Below are 17,012 nucleotides of genomic sequence, written 5' to 3'. Positions count from 1 at the left end.
TTTCTTACCTAGACCATGCACGATGGTTGATCGATGGCTGCGCTCTTCGTCGATTAGACGGGCTTCATTGCCCCGCCCGCAATCTTGCCGCTCATCCCGGCGGGTAACAGCACGAACGATTTAGTGTCACGCGCCAGGGTGGCCTGCCCGGCGCAGGATTGAATGCCTTCAGCACAGTCGTTTTCGCTACGGCGTTGATCCCGTAGAGGGCGATCTTATTTGAATCGAGCAGGTTAAATCCGTTACCTTCAGTCGACTTGAAGCAGCGGATGAGTCGCCATAGGCTTCGTCATGAGGATCAATGGGAATGGATCAAGAATCTGTTGCCAGGCAAGGCCCATGATGGAGGCACTCGCTGCTGATGCTGACCAAGAGCATTTGATGGTGGATGGCAGCATCGTGCGGGTTAATCATCACAGTGCGGCAAAAAAACAGATCAGTACATCGAGGCCATGGGCAAGTCCAAAGGGGGACTGAGTACCACGATTCATGGCGCGGTCGACGTCTTGCTATTAACGCCTGAACAAGCCTCGGATATGGTCAGGCTGAAGCGTTGATCGAGGGTTTCGCCCTCGAGGCTGTCTTGGCCGAAAAGGGTCATGACTCAGACGCTTTTGTCGACTTCATCCAGCGTCGTGGCGCTGAGGCGATCATCCCCTCGAAAAAGAATCGCCTGAACCCTCGTAACCTTGATCGACAACTGTACAAGACTCGCCATCTGGTGGAACGCTTTTTCTAGAAGTTGAAGCAGTTCCGCCGGATAGCGATCAGATATGAGCGACTAACCAGGAACTATCAGGCGATGTTGAGCTTTGTGTCAGCAGTCATTTGGCTGGCCTGTTTGAGTACGCTCTGTAGCGACACTTACCGTTTGAATAAAGACTTGAGCCAGTCAATCGCTACCTGAACCATGGCGCCGAAGCCGGATGAAACGGCTGGTTCCTGCGCGGCATTTTGGGCTTCCTGGTGCCTTAAGTTGCGATGAGCGATATGCCGCTCCATGTCCCGCTGGTCCCGCGCCTTCACCCATTGGATCTGTCGGTCACTCATTGAGCCGGCCCACACAATCGCGTTCTCTGCGATGAAGTAGTGAGAGCGGCAGGGGTAATCCCAGTTACCGATCGACGGGGACAGCGATACCCCGCTCGGGCCTTTGCTCAGGCGCCACTCAGCGGGTGACAGGGGTGTTACTACTTCTTCACCGCAGCCACAGCAGCACTTGTGGATCGCTGTCTCGTACTTCTCGCTGATGTACAGCTTGCCCGGCTCGATTTTCTCGGGTATGAACTCAACAAAAACGGGCTGGATCTTCTGAAGCTTCATCCGGTGAACGGTGGGCATTCGGCGCGTCCCAAAGACTGAAGTGATAGGGCGAAGCTTAAATTATGGGCTTGCTGCTGGTCGCTGTAGAACCCCATGAATTGCTTCCAGCGCAGGACCGCCATGGTGGCGTTGAGGGCATTTAGGTCTGCGACCTGGATGTTGCTCCGATAGAGCACCTCTTCTTTGTCTTCACGGAAATCCATGCGTTGCTGTAGATGGTCATGCTTGTCGGAGGTGGCCAGGGTCACCCGGCAGGTACCGGATAGTGATACGACTCCACCGTCTTCGGTCTCCTGCTCCACCCCCATGCCCACGTCGATGAACGGGATGCCTTCGGCTACCAGGTAATCTGCGATGAGCTTGCGTGACGGGCCGTTGTCTACCGCCACAAAGACAAAGTTGAAGCCGGCCAGCTCGTTGACATTACGCTGCTCAAGGTGATATGCGTGAGGAATGATCCCCCGACGCATGGGGTCGTAGGCTTCAAGCAAGTAGTCAACCTTCTTGGGCCTTGCCTGCAAGTTTTCGAGCGAGGCCGCTCCTGGCGTGCGGAAGGCGTTGTGAGGTTCGAAGTCATCCCCGTCGAACAGGTGGACTTCTTTGATGGGTGTTTTGGCAAGTAGATCCAGGATGTAGCTGCCGGTACCACCAGTCCCAACGATCGCAACACGCTCGGCCGCAAGTCGCTGGGTCACTGCTGTGATGCCAGCTCGGGCCGAAGCCGTATCTGGGTATCTGAAAACTGAATTTGGATCCCGCTGCGGGTGAACGATCCCGGTTCGGCCGTCTGCGTTTGGATAGTGGACGCGCGCCTGGCTCACAAACAGGATGTAGTAGTGGGCCACTTTGTCGTAAAAGTTCGTGGGGAAGTCAGGCTCGCCATTTTTGTTGGACAGGTAATGTTGGACCTGAAACTGGTCGAACAAGGTGTGAGTATTCGAATGGTTAACCACCTGACTCATCGGCCTGCCATCGGCCATATGAGGGAGGTCCCCTTGTAGCCACATAGTGTGATCAGCCGGACGGGTGTCTTGATCGCCTAGTTCGACGTAGGGACAAACCAGGGTACCAAGCTTCAAATTGCGCTGCTGGTCGAGGTACGGGATCGAATACACCAGCAGATGCTGGTGCAGAATATCGATTTCAAAACCTTCAGCGATCAGTCGTGCAATGGACGGATTAGGAGCGGTTGGTGCGTTTGACATCAAACTTCATCCCGTTCTCGATGGCGACTGATTGCCCCTCAACCAGAGTCCCATCCGGCATCTTCGGTGCTGTGTAGGAGACCGTGTAGATGATCTCCAAATTGTTTTCGCCGAAGGCCAGTTGAACAACCGTAGCGTAGGTGATTTCAGTGCCTTCGACATGTCTGGGGCGAGCGTTGACGATTATGTTGGTGGTCGAAGGCTTGTTCCCTACACCTTGGCCGTGTTGAGCGTTTTCCTGTGTCATTATTTTCTCCTGGAGTTTGGCTCCGTCAAGGCTCATGGCAAGGTGCCACCTACACTAAGTGTGGGCTTTTTTTTGCATTTCAAGCCCAAGAGAAAATGGGGGGCGGCAACCACCTTGAAAAACGCCGATCTTGCTGTGTGGCGGCAAGATGTGTGGCACGGTCGTCTTGTATAAAGTCGAATATGTCTATGCCAATGTTGGGTGATAGTGTTCTTGCTTATACGTCGAGTAAAAAAGCATTGTCGCTGGCCGTAATACCTGCCTCAGGTTTCAATAGTGTTCGTGTGGGCCTGCGTCAGTAGTGCACAGAGCTGCTCCATAGAAATCGGACGACTGAGGTGGAACCCCTGGACTTCATCACAGCCCATATCGTTAAGTAGGCTCAGTTGCTCTTCGCTCTCCACTCCTTCAGCCGTTACCTGCATTGACAAGGCATGCCCAAGCCAAACGATGGCTAGGACGACTGCCAGACCGCCTTCGGCATCATCGAGGCGGGCGGTAAAACTACGGTCGATTTTCAGGATGTCGAAAGGATACCTGTGCAAGTAACTGAGCGAGGAATATCCGGTACCAAAGTCGTCCATAGACATTCGAATCCCGAGAGCCTTGAGTTCATTCAGGGTGGCAAGAGCGCCTTCGGCGTCCTCGAACATCATGCTTTCGGTTATTTCCAGTTCCAAACGAGCGGCGGGTAGGCCGGATTCATCCAGAATGTTTTGAACCTGTGCAACCAAGCCGGGGGTACGAAATTGCTTAGGCGAGAGGTTCACCGAGACAAAAATAGGTTCTGGAAAGCTCATCGCTTGAATACAGGCCTGACGCAAAACCCAGCCACCTAGAGGGATGATCAATCCGCTTTGCTCGGCTAGCACAATGAAATCACCGGGGCTGAGCAGTCCTCGCTGTGGATGCTGCCAGCGCACCAGGGCTTCTACTCCGCTCAGATGTCGATCACTGGTGCGATATCGCGGCTGGAAGTGTAAGCATAGTTGATCGTTACTGATGGCAAAGTACAGATCGCTCTCCAACTGCTTCTCTTCGCTAATTTGGCGATCTATCTCGGGGGTAAAGAAACACCATTTGCTTTTAATCTGGCGTCTGGCGCGATACAGCGCGATCTCGGCAGACCGAAGAAGGTCGTGTGTGGCGTCCTTATCCTTGTGGGAGATCGCTATGCCGATCCTGGCACTTATGAAGACCTGCTGATGTACAACCCAGAATGGGCGCTCCACACATTCGATGAGTCGGCTGCAAAGTCCTTCAATGTACTCATTAAGGGCAAACCCACCATCAAGCAACACGATGAACTCGTCACCGGCATGACGTGCTAGTAAATCCTCGGTGCGCAGAAAACCTTCCAGGCGATGCGAGAGCTCTACAAGCACTTGGTCTCCAACCGAAAGGCCAAAACTATCATTGACATGCTTGAATTGCTCAAGACTTATGTTTAGAACTGCAATAGAACTGTTGTGCTCACTTTTTATCCGCGTTTCAAGCCGCTCTTGCAGATGTTTACGATTGGGCAGACCAGTCAGAGCGTCATATTGCTGCAATTGCTGAATGCGTGCTCGGTTTTCTAGCTCTGCTGTAATATCACGTGCGGTTCCCCGGTAACCGTGCAAATCAGCAGGGCTGCTTATCGCACGCACAACCAGATTACACAGACAGTACTTTCCGCTGGCTGACTGATAGCTGCATGGAAGAGGCGTGTAGGGCGAAGCCTTTATCTTGGGATCGGTCACCCAGCTGGCCAGCGAATCTGACTCAAATTTCAGAAAATCACTTAACGGCCTACCCAACCAGACTTCGGGCGAATGCCCGGTAATTTCCTCGAATCGCCCGGACAAGTAACGGAAACGTTGCTCCGCATCCGTTTCCCAAAGCCAGTCGGAGCTCGCTTGCGCGATATCCTGGAAGCGTGCCTCGCTTACAACGAGTGAGGCGTAGCTGTCATCCAGCAGCCTCGCGGTAGCCATCGCATGGCGCATCACCAGCCAGCTCAGAGCGCCAATGATCAGACCGGCGATACCAAGCACGGGTAATAAGAAGGTAAGCAGCGGGCTGCCCGGCCGTACGGGATCCCAGCGAAGCAGAAAGGACGATTCGTCAGCCGTGGGTATACTAAGGCTGGGCTCGAGCGCTGCATCCTCTTCATCGCGGGCTACACGCAGCTGCGTCAAGGCATAGTCTTGGCCCAAACTCAGAAGCTTGTCCGGACGGAGGACGTCTACGAACAACAGCACCGAAGGGGGACCGGGCACTTTCCGCACTGACGGATCAGTGCCCGGTGTGAGGCTTGCGGCAACGACCAAGGCAGGTCGCCCCGCGACTTGAAAAACCTTCACAACGCTTTGCTCATCGGCCGCCCGAGCTTTGGCTTCCTCCAGTAACTCGGTGACATCTCCTTGCAGCCATTGTTGGATTTCCGTTGGCTGCAACTGCCCGTCAATCATCGCGTAGACTGTGCGATTGCCTGGCGCGACGACAAATACCCCTTCATAGCCAAAATTCTCAAACAGAGTCGCTCCCACATTGCCTCTTGTATAGGCCCACTCCAAATCGATATGAACGTGCAGATTCTGGTAGGCATCGCCCCAGAAGGCATAATCACCAATAGACTGTTGCAGTTTGTCCTGGCGAATTTTCAGCGCCTTTTCGGCGAAGAACAGACTTCGGTCGCGGGCCTGGTCATTTTGGTCGTGCGCGGTCTTGACCAGTATGACTGCCGCCAATGTGAATACCAGCAGCAATAGGGCAGCGAACGGCATCATGGTTCGGCGAGCAAAACCGGTACTGGAGCCACAGGGTGTCTTGAGAGCGTTGAAAAGGTTGAGGTCAGCCATTTAGATCCTTCAACTGCAAAAGCGAATCTGCAGGACGGTGAGTGGTTCACTTACCGCTGTCCGTTATATAAGTTATTGTGCACCCATTTGGATGCGCCGTGGTTTCTAAAAGAATGGTTGCCGCTTTAGCCTTGAAAAAATGGCCTTTGAGAGTTTTCACTTACCTCGTTAAGCGTCGATCTAGCCTCTTGCGATTTCCGGATTTCCGGTTTGATGTCAAAATGATTTCACACCCATTAGAGGAAGTGCAAGCAATACCACCGTTCTTCACTGTGCCCACTAATCATCAATTCGACGGTCGACTCATGCTTAACGGCATCCTCTGGATTCTGTGCTCTGGGGGGCATGGCGCGACATGCCTGATCGGTTCGGGCCTTGGTCAATGTTGTCGCTTCCGTGACTGGCGCGATAACGGCACTTCCCACCTGTTCTGGAACGCTTGCACCTCAAACCTAACCAGGACAACCTGATTTATCTGGACACCTGGATGATCGACTTGAATCGCCTCGGGTTTTCTAGACACTCTCCAAGCTCGCGGTGTAACGCTTTTCAAACTCTACCGGTGATAGCTGATTGTTGAAACCATGACGTCGTTTTTGGGTTGTAAAACATCTTGATGATTTTCCCGATCGCCGTCGGTATCCCGTCTGAGAGCGCAAACCTACAACGCGCATCAACCTGGTCACCCGATGGAGGCCACAGTTCTCGCCAACCTCGCACAGGTCTTCATGGATCTTGCGATAACCATAAACACCATCGCTCTCCAACCAGGAATGCTTGATCAAACCGAGCAGTCGCTGATCATCTTTGGCTCGTGCAGATTTAGGTTCGGACAGCCCCGCGTAGTAGCCGCTGGGATGAACCTTCAGCGTCAGGCAAAGTCGTCGAATGGAGTAGTCACCCGCTAGCCGCTTAATAAAGGCGTACTTCAGCCGCACTCCTTGGCAAATAACGCGGCGGCCTCCCTAAGAAACACCATCCACCGGTTGCAGCGTCAGCCCAATTCAGCGGCGTGTCGTTACACTCCTTTCACCTCTCGTTCCCGATATTTTTGCTCATAGTGATTGGCTCCGGGGTCTCGATAATTCATCCCGAAGCGCATGGCGTTTTAGAACAGGATCGCAATCTTTCGAGCGGTAGCCGTGACCGTCTTGGCTTTGCCAATTCGAACCGTGAGACGCCGATAGAATGCACCCAGTGCGGTGTTCGTTCTTCCGACCGTTACCGCTGCTAACCGCAGGTGGGCGGTCACTCGATTTTTGGTCTTACGGGTATTTGCCGGAAGTATCTGGCCGCCACTGATACGACAGCCGGATGCGAGGGTGAGCTTTTGCATGTGCTGAATGTGCGCCGCGGCATAGTCTAGATGACGCTTATTCATATCGCCCTCGTGAGTCAGAAGCCAGCACCGACCAGCTATGGGCCTCTGACTATCAGGGTGGTTATCGCCCGGTTCGTGCCGATCACGTCCACCTCTATAGCGTTGCGGCGAAGCTTCAGCACCACTTTGTCCAACGCAGCTACCGTGGTTATGTCCCAGAAGTTGTATTGCTTCAGGTTGCGAATGAACTGCCAACTGAAGGTAGTGATGGATACCATAATCATCACCGCGCCCAACGCTGCCATGGGAATGCTTGCCAGGCAGTCGCCCATGAACAGCATCCTGGAGCAATACGCCCGCGCTTAGGGTGGAGAGGCGCGTCCTGCCTCCTGATTTTACGTTGAGCATAGGCCGATCATCGCGCACCCCGCCATAACCCCGAGCAGGCCCGCAGTAATATTCGCGATCCCTTGGTCCTAGCACTCGCGGTTCTTGTCGCTGATCGTGTCAGTGAGGTCGTCGACAATGGTTGCGGTCATCATCGACTCGAGGAGGCCGACGACGACTAAGCCCGCCGAGTATGGCAGGATGATAAGCAAGGTATCCAGATTCAGAAGTACGTCCGGCCGCCAGCAGGAACTGCAAGCCGTGCACCATAACTAGCTTTACTATGAGCAGCGCCATAGCACCTGTCGCAGCGGAGATCATTGCCGGGCGTCCGCCGACAAACGCAATGACGACACAAGTACAGAAGGCCGACCTTCGGGTCAACACCAGCGTTGGCGCTCGCCTCCGGTCTGACCTGCTAGCACGGTTCAAACGTGAAGCGGGGGATAGAACATCGGCGTGCTGAGGAAGCGGTCGACGAACATCTGGCCGCTGGGCCAGTTAAGCTCACCAAGAAAGCATCGTCCCTTTGATCAGGCCGCGAAGCTTGGCTGGCTCTCAGCCTCGAAAACTGAAACGAGATTTAGCGTTTTTACATACTCTGGGCCGACAGCGGTTGTTCAACTGTAACCAATGTCGAGGAGGAATCACCTCCGTTTTTGGCGCTCTTCAAAGCACGCTCACAAATGCCGATGCCGATGCAAGTCTCATTTCGGTATCCATTATCGGAGCTGCCGTCCGCTCACCTTTACGTTAATTCAAGAACATTCTCGCGAAAGCCATCACTGTGGGTAATCGTCTAGATGTCGCTTTGCGGCGCCCGCTCGCGGCGCGGAGGCCGCGGCGATGCCGTCAGCGCTTTCTTGTATACGCTGCCACCTGCCCCCTGATTTTCTCTAGAACAAATGGCAGTCGAGCGATCAGATACCGGGCCTGCTCCAGGCTGCTGTCCGTCTGCACCGTCTCAAGCGTCCGCCCCAGGTCGGCCAGCCCCATCGCACCTGCGGCGCTGGCAGAGGACTTGATTCTATGCCCTAAGGCGCTCAATGCCGCGAGGTCTTCGCGCTGCAGTGCGGATTCGATCTCGTCCCCGGCCTGCTGCACCGAGTCCATGAACACGTCGACATAGCGCGCAATACGTTCCGGGTTATTGACGCAGAGTTTGGCTAGCACAGACAGATCGATACCCTCCGACCCGGTCTGCGGCATGGCGTCCATGGACCGTTGGAGCTGGTGTGCAGCGGCCGTCCGATTCTCTGGCACCTGCGCCGGCAGCCATTTTCGAAGCGTTGCGTACAGCACTTCTGGCTCGATCGGTTTGCTGACAAAATCATCCATGCCAGCGGCGATATACTGCTCGCGATCCTCTTTGCGCGCATTGGCTGTCAATGCAATCACCGGTAATCCGTCAAAGGACGGCTCGGAACGGATGCGCCGGGCCGCTTCAAGCCCATCCATCTCTGGCATCTGGATATCCATCAGCACGCAGTCAACGCGCTCGTGGCCCAACAGGTCAAGCGCTTCGCTTCCGTTATTAGCCAGCAACACTACGGCTCCGGCATCCTCCAGTAAGTCGATCGACACTTGCTGGTTGAACAGGTTATCTTCAGCGAGCAAGATACGTGCGCCTCGCAACCAGGTCGGCCGCGCCAATGTCTGCGGGTCGTCGAGCCCAAGCGGGGCGCGGCCAAAAACGAAGCGGATCGCACACCAGAACGTGCTGCCCTGACCCAGTTGACTCTGCATGCCCACCTCGCCCCCCATCATCGTCACCAACTGCTTGCTGATGATAAGCCCGAGACCGGTGCCGCCGTAGCGGCGCGTGGTCGTGGTGTCGGCCTGCTGGAATGCCTGGAACAGCGTCTCTTGCTGTGCGGCGCTCATGCCAACACCGCTATCTTGTACTTCAAAACGAATCAGACTGTCGTTGCTACCGGCTTCGGCCTCGAAAGCGCTGATGACGATGTCACCGCTGGAGGCGAACTTTACGGCGTTGTTGGCGAAATTGAGCAATACCTGGGTCAGGCGCAGCGGGTCGCCGCGCAAGTAACGCGGCACACCAGGATCGATCTCGAGGCGCAGCCGGAGGCTCTTTTCGAACGCCCTGAATGACACCTGATCGACTACGTTCTGGAGTACGGCTTTCAGGTCGAAATCGATCAACTCCAAGTCCAGTTTACCCGCATCAATCTTGGAGAAGTCGAGAATATCATGGATGACGCCGAGCAGATGTTTGCTGGAGATGTCGATTTTTTCGAGATAATTGCGTTGTTTCGGATTGAGTTCTGTCTTGAGTGTGAGGTACAACATGCCGATGATCGCATTCATCGGTGTGCGAATTTCATGACTCATGTTGGCGAGGAAATCACCTTTGGCGCGGCTCGACGACTCGGCCACGTTCTTCGCCTGTTCCAGTTCGCTCGTGCGCAGCGCAACCCGCTCTTCGAGGCGTTCATTGGCGTGGCGCAGGGCGTTTTCAGTGCGACGCCGATGGAGCATATAGGCCACCAGAATCAGCAGCGTCAGCATCATCGGCAGCAAATACGGAAGCGTGTCGTGTAGCGAGACGCTACGCTCATCATAGATGCCAAACCACTTGTTGTGAATCGCATCATAAGTGCCGTCCAGCTTGGTTATCGCCATACCCTCATTGATGCTGGCCAGCAAATCGGCGTTACCTTTGTGTACGGCAAACGAGAATTTTTGTGCAAAGCCGGCTTTGATGTTCAGGGGCCGGACATTGTCGATCTTGAGCGTCTGCAGAGTCTGCATGCCGACCAGTTTGCTGATCAGGACCGCGTCATGTTTGCCAGCGGCGAGCAGTCTGAAGCAGTCCGCTGTTGTCGGTGCTACCACGAGTTGCTCCTGCCAGCCTTTCGAGATCGCGTAGTCATGGGCCAGATCAGATTGCACCACGATGATCGACTTGCCCGCCAGATCCGATTCGGCGCCGATACCGGACTCGCCCTTGCGCACGAAAATGGCACCATTGACCGTCACATGCGGCACAGTGAAATCGGCGAACTGGCGCCTCGGCTCGGACTGTGCCAGGTTGATTAGGACATCGATTTTCCCGTCTTTGAATTCCTGAAGAATCTGACTGAAGGGGCCGACCCGGATCGTATAGTTCAGGAGGCTCTCCTTAGCCACAGCCTTCCACAATTCCACTGTAAAGCCGCCAGCTGTGGCACTCGTGGTTCCTGTGGAAAACGGCGGGAACTCTTCTTCGCTGCCGACAACCAGCACTCTCTCGCTGGGTTCCTGGGCCAAGGTCAAGCCCGCTGCGCACAGTAAGAGCAAGGCCGCCAAATACCGTTTCGACAGCAAAAACATAACTCTCTCCTTCCATGTTGGTCCGGCGCCGGCGTGCCGCTCAGCAGGCCTGGGTCTGATCGTCCTGGATTGGTTTTCCGTAGATCAGCCAGTGGTGTTCAAACGCTTCCCGCAACTGATCGCGCAAGACATGGTCGTCCCACGGTTTGGTCAAGAAGCGATACACGGCGCCGCCGTTGATCGCGTCGATGACCGACTTCGGCTCCGTATAGCCGGACAGAATAATGCGGATTGTATCGGGATACAGTTCCTTCACCTTGCCCAAGAAAGCGGTGCCGTTCATCGAGGTGATGTGCTGATCGCTGATGATCACTTGCACCTTATGCGTGGCTAGCAGTTCGAAGCCTTCGGCCGCCGTCGTGGTCTGAAGAATTTGATAACCGTCCTTGCGAAACAGGCACGCGAGTGCGTTAAGTACATCTGGGTCATCGTCAAGTAGCAGCACGGTGCGTTCGCGCCCAGCCACCTGCGGCATCACAGGCAGGCTAAGATCACTGCTCAGCATCGCCGTCAGCGCTTCCGCCGTAACCGGCCGACTGAAGTAAAAGCCTTGCACTGAATCGCATTTATTGGCGCTTAAAAAATCCAGCTGCCCCTGCGTTTCCACGCCCTCAGCAACGGTTTTCAATTTCAAGGACTGGGCCAACAAGAGAATGCTCTTGGCCAGCAAGGCATCGTCGACGTCGGTGGTAACGTTGTGGATAAAGCTGCGGTCGATCTTGAGTACATCGATCGGGAAACGCCTGAGGTAAGCCAGGCTAGAATAGCCGGTACCGAAGTCATCGAGCGTGAGCACGACCCCGACTTCCTTGATTTCGCGCAGTACTTTGAGCATGGCAGCGCTGTCGCTCATGAGCACGCTCTCGGTGAGCTCGAGCTCAACGTAGCAGGCCGGCAGTTCCGTCTCTGCAAGCACCTGTCGCACTAGTTGCACGATGTCTTGGTGGGCGAACTGGCGTGCCGACAAATTGACTGCGACGGATAAACCGTCGAAGCCCATATCGTGCCACTTTCTCGCCTGGGCACAGGCCGTGCGCAAGACCCACTCGCCGATCGGGACGATCAGCCGCGTCTCTTCTGCCAGGCCAATGAAGCTGTCTGGCGGCACCATGCCGTGACCCGGGCGGTTCCAGCGCAATAGCGCTTCCACTCCGCTGATCCTGCCACTGCGCAGATCGACTTTGGGCTGATAATGGAGTTCGAATTGCTGTCGTTCGAGCGCCGCGCGAAGCGCATTTTCCAACTCCACACGACGCTCAGCGCGCAGACTCATGTCTCGCGCGTAAAACTGGAAGCAATTGCGTCCTTTCTCCTTGGCACTATACATGGCCACATCAGCGTTCTTGAGCAAGGTGTCACTGGTGTCGCCATCGCCGGGGAAGACGCTCACGCCAATACTCGCGGTCACGTGCAGTTCATGAGTGTCGGCGATGAAGGGCTGCGCAAACGTGTCCAGTACTCTTTGCGGCATGGACCCCAGGTCCCTGCCGTCGTCGGTCAGGCCGAGCAAGATGAGCACGAATTCGTCCCCGCCCAGGCGCGCCACCGTGTCGCACTTACGGATCGCCCCCTGAAGCCGGATGGCGACCATCTTGAGCAAGGTGTCCCCGACAGCATGGCCGAAGCCGTCGTTAATGAACTTGAATCCATCCAGGTCCAGACATAGCATGACCAACTGTTGCCCGGTCCGACGGGCCAGCAAGATCGACTGCGCCATGCAGTCATGCAACAGATTCCGGTTGGGAAGATCGGTTAGCGTATCGTAGTTGGCAAGATGACTGATGTGTAACTCCGCCTGCTTGCGTAATGTGATGTCTTGCAGCGTTCCGGACATCAAAACGGGCTTGCCATTGGCGTCGCAGATGACTTCCGCTTTCCCATGGACGATGCGCTCCGTGCCGTCCGGGCGCAGCAAGCGATGCTCGACATCGTAAGCACTCACCTGTTCGAGCGCATTGCGCATCGCCGTTTCGACCTGTTGCCGATCTGCCGGATACACCAGCGCAAGGAAACTTTGATAGCTTTGATCAAACGTCCCGGATATGCCCCCGCAGATCCGATACATTTCCTCCGACCAGGAAGTGATGTCGGCTTCGATACTCCACTCCCAACTCCCAACTGAGGTCATATGCTGGGCTTTCGCCAACTGCAAGTCACTCTTGATGACATTGCGCAACAAGGCGCTCGCTTTCAACATGTAGCGCACCCGATGCCCCAGTATCGACCAATTGATGGGTTTACTGATGAAATCGGTGGCGCCAGCTTCATAGGCTTGATTGATTGAGTCTGTGTCCTCAAGGGCGGTGAGCATCAGGACGGGGGTGAGCTCGGCGCCAGGGATCAGGAGCGCCTGGCGGCACACTGCAAAGCCATCCATATCGGGCATCATGACGTCGAGCAGGATAATATCGGGCGCCAGTGCAGCAATGGCGGACAGACCTGATGCCCCATCGCCCGCCTCCTCTACCTTCAAATCGATCTTTTCCAAGGCGTCGCGAGCGAGCAGCCGGATGAAGGGATCATCATCAATGACCAAAGCAATCGCTGTATACCCAGGCTGTCTGTACTTCATGCGCCGGACCTCCATGTGTCGGTACAGTCTGCCCCCGAGAAGACTAGAAAATAACAATTCGTCTCATTGATGTCCCCGAACTCAATTCAGGGTGGAGAACAAAATGTATTCACTAAGTTTAGCGCTTCGCGCCCCTGATAAGCCGAGTCGATTTCGAAGGTCTGCCGTTCAGACCGAGCGGCTCCGAACAACACGTTTTCGATGGAGGCTACGGGTATCTCATCACCCTGCTCTTGGCGGAGAAACTTTCGAAAGTCCTGATGAATTGAGGCCGTATCGTCGATGATCAGAATTCGCCGGTTAGCAGCACTATCAGACATATTCATTTCGGGCCCTCGGATGAGGGGCTGGCAGTCTGACTGCTTCCATCCGGATCAATACTGCCGATCTGCAAGAGCTCGCTGGCTTGACGGGGGCTAACGGCTTTACTGAAATAAAAGCCCTGCGCCGTTATAGGCGAGCCTGTAGAAATCAATGAGTCACATTGTTCCTGAGTTTCCACGCCTTCGACGATGACCCCGATCCCCATTTCACGGGCGAAGTTGATGATCGCGCGTAGGGTCGTGGCGCCGGCCGGGTCACGGATCGCGTTGTCGATGAAGTTCTGGGCGATCTTGATGTGGTTGATTTTATAAGTCTTGAGGTAGTCGAACGACGAGTATTCGGTGCCGAAGTCGTCGATGGCGACTTTCACCCCCAGCGCGCATAAACGCGGAAGCACATCGTTGTGGCTCCACTTGGTCTGCGCCAGGGTCGCTTCGGTCACGTCGAACCGCAGATCCCAGGGACAAAGGTTCCAGTGGACGGTGGTGCGCAGCACGTCATAAATGAGTTCCGGGCCGCTTTTTAGTTGGGCCAGGGACAGGTTGATCGCGATCACCGGCGGCGCCATGTCTTGGTCCCGCCACTGCCGCATCTGCTGGCAGGCCCGGTCCAACACCCAATGTCCCAGGGCGATGATGGCACCGGTTTTTTCCGCGGCGGGGAGGAAGGTGTCAGCACTCAGCCGCCCTCGCTGAGGGTGGTTCCAGCGCACTTGGGCCTCCATACCCAGAATCCTGCCTGAACTCAGGTCCACCTCGGGCAGGTAGTGCAATTCGAGTTCGTTCCGCTCGATGGCCAGTTTCAACTCGTTGGCGATGGTGAACCGGTCAAGTACTTCCTGGTCGATCTCCTTGGAATGAAAGTTGTATTGGTTGCGGCCCTGGTCCTTAGAGCGGTACAGCGCCATGTCGGCCTGGTCCAGCAGGCTGTCGGCACTGACGCCACTGCTGCTGGTGTAGAGGCTGATGCCGATGCTGACCGAGATCCGCAGGTTGTTGCCGTCGAGCGCATAGGGATGCCCCAACGTATCGAGAACCTTGGCGGCCAGGGTCGCCGCCTGTGTCGGGTCGCTGACATCGAGCTGAAGAATCGTGAATTCGTCACCGCCCATGCGTGCCACCACGTCGTTTTCTCGCACACAAGCCTTGATGCGTCGGGCAACCTCCTGCAGCAGCAAATCCCCCACTGTGTGGCCGAAGCTGTCGTTGATCCGTTTGAAGTGATCCAGGTCCAGATAGAACACCGCAAACCCCGTCGCGCCACGGCGGGTGGCGGCGAAGGCTTGGTGCAGGCGCTCGTTGAGCGTCGCGCGGTTGGCCATCCCGGTCAGCGCGTCGGTGCGTGCCTGCTCGGTGATGTGCTCTTCGGCCTGCTTGCGTTCGCTGATGTCGATGATGATTCCTTCAACCTCGAGCAAACGCCCGTCGTCATCGCGTACCGGTACATAGCGATTTTCCACCCAGCGCCACAGGCCATCACCGGTACGTAGGCGGAACTCGATGGATGCACCAGCGGCATGCCGGTCCAGAACCTGGGCCATGGCTGCGTCGAGTTTTCCCAGATCTTCGGAATGAATCAGCTCCCGGGCCCAGTTGGCAGATGCCACCAGATTGGCCGCGACATGACCGAACTTGGTGATGTTGTGAGAGATATACGTCAAGGGGAACGATGGCTCCCCAAGCAGCCGATACAGAATGGTCGGGCTGTTCTGCACAATGATGTTAGCGTCGGACAGCTCGCGGGTCCTTTCTTCGACAGCCTGTTCCAGCAGGTTCATTTTAAGGGCGGCGTCTTCGGTCATCTGCCATTTGACCGTCAGCGTACTGGCCATCTGACGGATCTCGATGGCATCGAAAGGCTTTTTCAGGATCAGCAGGCGATCACCCAGTTCCAGGCGTTCGGCGATGTTTTCCCAGGAGTAGTCGGAGTATGCGGTGCAGAGTACGACTTGCAGCTTGGGGTCGACCTGCCAGAGCCGTTCGATGGTTTCCAGGCCGTCCCAGCCGGGGGGCATGCGCATGTTGATGAAAGCCATGGCATAGGGCAGGTCCTTGGCCAGGGCCTCTTCGACCTTGTCCAAGGCTTCGAGGCCCTGAAAGGCAGAGTCGAGTTCGAAGTCTTGCAGCGCGGCGGCGGTACTGCCAAACAGGGCTTCTTCAGCAGACGCCAAGCCATTTTCGGGATCCGCTGCCGGGCCGAGAGTTTTGTGGAAATCGTCATGAATTGACGGTGTGTCGTCAACGATCAAGATGCGCCGATTAACGCGAGTGACCAGACTGCTCATCCGGCCATTCCGATTAAGTTTTGGATATAAAGAACTGAATACATACAGGTTCCATCCCTGGTGGCCAGTAACTGAAGCAAATACATCGCTTTCGGTGACTCTCAGCATAGCTCAACGAATTCGCTTCGACGGAAGGGGACTATCAAACCGACAATCGTTTTCTCCGGGCATAGCGAATCTTGAGTAAAGGCCGAAACAACTGGCAAATCCAGTTTCGAAGACTAGATTCCCATTTAAGCTCGAAGTGAGGTGCCGAACCTTGCGCATTTCAGTAATTCCTTAGTAATCAATGCCGGCAGAGACTCACCCTGAACCTGAACCTGAACCTGAACCTGAACCTGAACCTGAACCTGAACCTGAATCTCCGAACGATCCAGAACGAAGAGATTCCGGGTAAGGTTCCATCAGTTCGGCCACCCTCAATCTCGGCCTATGTAGTAGTGATCGAGCGAAGCGCGACATTGGAATAGGCGGTCTCCCTGCATTCAGTCCCAGATCGCTCTGATGGCGATGTTGCGATCATCGAGTCCGCGACTGCGCGCGACTCGCCGTCGCCAACTCAGCGAGGTAAGGAGAGTGGATGCCCAAAAAACTGGCATTACTTGAGTCTGCTCACCTTGTCTCGGCTAAACCCGCTTCCTCCCCACCAGAAACCCTACCGGTGTCAAAGCTGTCAGCGCATCCTCACTGAAGGAAACTCCTACTACGAAAATTACACAATTGAGGAAGGTCAGGTTGATTGGCGCGTCCACGCACGCGATTCGGAGGTGTGGTTGCGACTCAACATGCTCAGCGTTTCTGGGATGCTGTCCGGACGCGGCTCCACTGAGTTAGCCGCTATCAAGAGGACGCGGGAATATCTGGATCGAGACGTGTAAGAACGCGATTTCTTCGGATCCTATAGTTACGGCGTTCAGACAGTTATCGGAGACGCACAGCCAATCATCGACGCGGGAGATGGTGAAAGGCTGGAGGTGGCCCGCCAAGTCATCCATAGCCCTGACATAAGAAAGCAACTGGGTTGGAGCGTCTATTGCCGGACTGACCCGAGAGGGGCCTTCGACACGCTTGCCCAGGCGGAGCTTGACTCTTCAAACGCCCCGCTATGGGGCACTCTCATCGGCTCCCTTTCGTTTCCGCAAGGAGAGCCTGATGGAAGCCGCAGCGAACTTG

At 55.5% G+C, this 17,012-nt stretch carries 7 protein-coding genes and 5 pseudogenes; 1 reads left to right on the top strand and 11 read right to left on the bottom strand.

The features are described 5' to 3' along the window. Positions 1–53 precede the first annotated feature (53 nt). From bufA1 to BLU63_RS04790, 5 genes and pseudogenes are all read right to left on the bottom strand, one after another. Positions 54–176 (bottom strand): annotated as a pseudogene (gene bufA1 / locus BLU63_RS33685) (BufA1 family periplasmic bufferin-type metallophore); the annotation flags it as partial. Positions 177–864: 688 nt separating this feature from the next. Then, positions 865–1,341, bottom strand: a complete 477-nt coding sequence (locus tag BLU63_RS04805) for a DUF6527 family protein (protein WP_174604223.1) — start codon at positions 1,339–1,341, stop codon at positions 865–867. Further along, entirely contained in the window at positions 1,320–2,528 is a 1,209-nt protein-coding gene (locus tag BLU63_RS04800; RefSeq protein ID WP_083374982.1) for a ThiF family adenylyltransferase, read from the bottom strand. Before BLU63_RS04800 ends, BLU63_RS04805 begins: the two co-directional genes overlap by 22 nt. Next, on the bottom strand, positions 2,503–2,775 hold the full coding sequence (locus tag BLU63_RS04795; RefSeq protein ID WP_159454564.1) for a multiubiquitin domain-containing protein: 273 nt from the start codon (positions 2,773–2,775) through the stop codon (positions 2,503–2,505). Before BLU63_RS04795 ends, BLU63_RS04800 begins: the two co-directional genes overlap by 26 nt. Positions 2,776–3,038: 263 nt before the next feature. Beyond that, positions 3,039–5,618 carry a bifunctional diguanylate cyclase/phosphodiesterase gene (locus BLU63_RS04790; RefSeq protein ID WP_083374980.1) on the bottom strand — a complete coding sequence of 860 codons (2,580 nt, stop codon included), beginning with the start codon at positions 5,616–5,618 and terminating at the stop codon, positions 3,039–3,041. A gap of 293 nt (positions 5,619–5,911) precedes the next feature. On the opposite strand from BLU63_RS04790, the pseudogene BLU63_RS32665 reads away from it, so the two are divergent. Then, a pseudogene (locus BLU63_RS32665) lies at positions 5,912–6,144 on the top strand (transposase); the annotation flags it as partial. A 97-nt stretch (positions 6,145–6,241) separates the two neighbouring features. On the opposite strand, the pseudogene BLU63_RS04785 reads toward BLU63_RS32665, so the two are convergent. The 6 genes and pseudogenes from BLU63_RS04785 to BLU63_RS04755 all read right to left on the bottom strand — a co-directional run. Further along, positions 6,242–6,580: pseudogene (locus tag BLU63_RS04785) on the bottom strand (IS3 family transposase); the annotation flags it as partial. 56 nt (positions 6,581–6,636) lie between these two features. After that, a pseudogene (locus tag BLU63_RS04780) lies at positions 6,637–6,945 on the bottom strand (IS110 family transposase); the annotation flags it as partial. An 89-nt stretch (positions 6,946–7,034) separates the two neighbouring features. Then, positions 7,035–7,565 (bottom strand): annotated as a pseudogene (locus BLU63_RS33250) (SulP family inorganic anion transporter); the annotation flags it as partial. A 613-nt stretch (positions 7,566–8,178) separates the two neighbouring features. Continuing rightward, the gene (locus BLU63_RS04770) at positions 8,179–10,659 is read right to left on the bottom strand and encodes a response regulator (protein ID WP_083374979.1); all 2,481 of its coding nucleotides are present in this window, start codon (positions 10,657–10,659) and stop codon (positions 8,179–8,181) included. A 40-nt stretch (positions 10,660–10,699) separates the two neighbouring features. Next, on the bottom strand, positions 10,700–13,231 hold the full coding sequence (locus BLU63_RS04765; RefSeq protein ID WP_159454565.1) for an EAL domain-containing protein: 2,532 nt from the start codon (positions 13,229–13,231) through the stop codon (positions 10,700–10,702). A 322-nt stretch (positions 13,232–13,553) separates the two neighbouring features. Continuing rightward, complete coding sequence (locus tag BLU63_RS04755) at positions 13,554–15,839, bottom strand: GGDEF/EAL domain-containing response regulator (RefSeq protein WP_083374976.1); 2,286 nt, start codon at positions 15,837–15,839, stop codon at positions 13,554–13,556. Positions 15,840–17,012 lie beyond the last annotated feature (1,173 nt).

Origin of the sequence: Pseudomonas mandelii, assembly GCF_900106065.1 — a bacterium.
Lineage (GTDB): Bacteria > Pseudomonadota > Gammaproteobacteria > Pseudomonadales > Pseudomonadaceae > Aquipseudomonas > Aquipseudomonas mandelii.
Note: the sequence above shows the minus strand (reverse complement) of the source record. Positions and strands in the feature narration are given on the sequence as shown.

Bases quoted from the DNA above. Each gene is read 5' to 3' on its own strand.
- BLU63_RS04805 (WP_174604223.1), bottom strand. From the start codon at position 1,341: ATGCCCACCGTTCACCGGATGAAGCTTCAGAAGATCCAGCCCGTTTTT.
- BLU63_RS04800 (WP_083374982.1), bottom strand. From the start codon at position 2,528: ATGTCAAACGCACCAACCGCTCCTAATCCGTCCATTGCACGACTGATC.
- BLU63_RS04795 (WP_159454564.1), bottom strand. From the start codon at position 2,775: ATGACACAGGAAAACGCTCAACACGGCCAAGGTGTAGGGAACAAGCCT.
- BLU63_RS04790 (WP_083374980.1), bottom strand. From the start codon at position 5,618: ATGGCTGACCTCAACCTTTTCAACGCTCTCAAGACACCCTGTGGCTCC.
- BLU63_RS04770 (WP_083374979.1), bottom strand. From the start codon at position 10,659: ATGTTTTTGCTGTCGAAACGGTATTTGGCGGCCTTGCTCTTACTGTGC.
- BLU63_RS04765 (WP_159454565.1), bottom strand. From the start codon at position 13,231: ATGAAGTACAGACAGCCTGGGTATACAGCGATTGCTTTGGTCATTGAT.
- BLU63_RS04755 (WP_083374976.1), bottom strand. From the start codon at position 15,839: ATGAGCAGTCTGGTCACTCGCGTTAATCGGCGCATCTTGATCGTTGAC.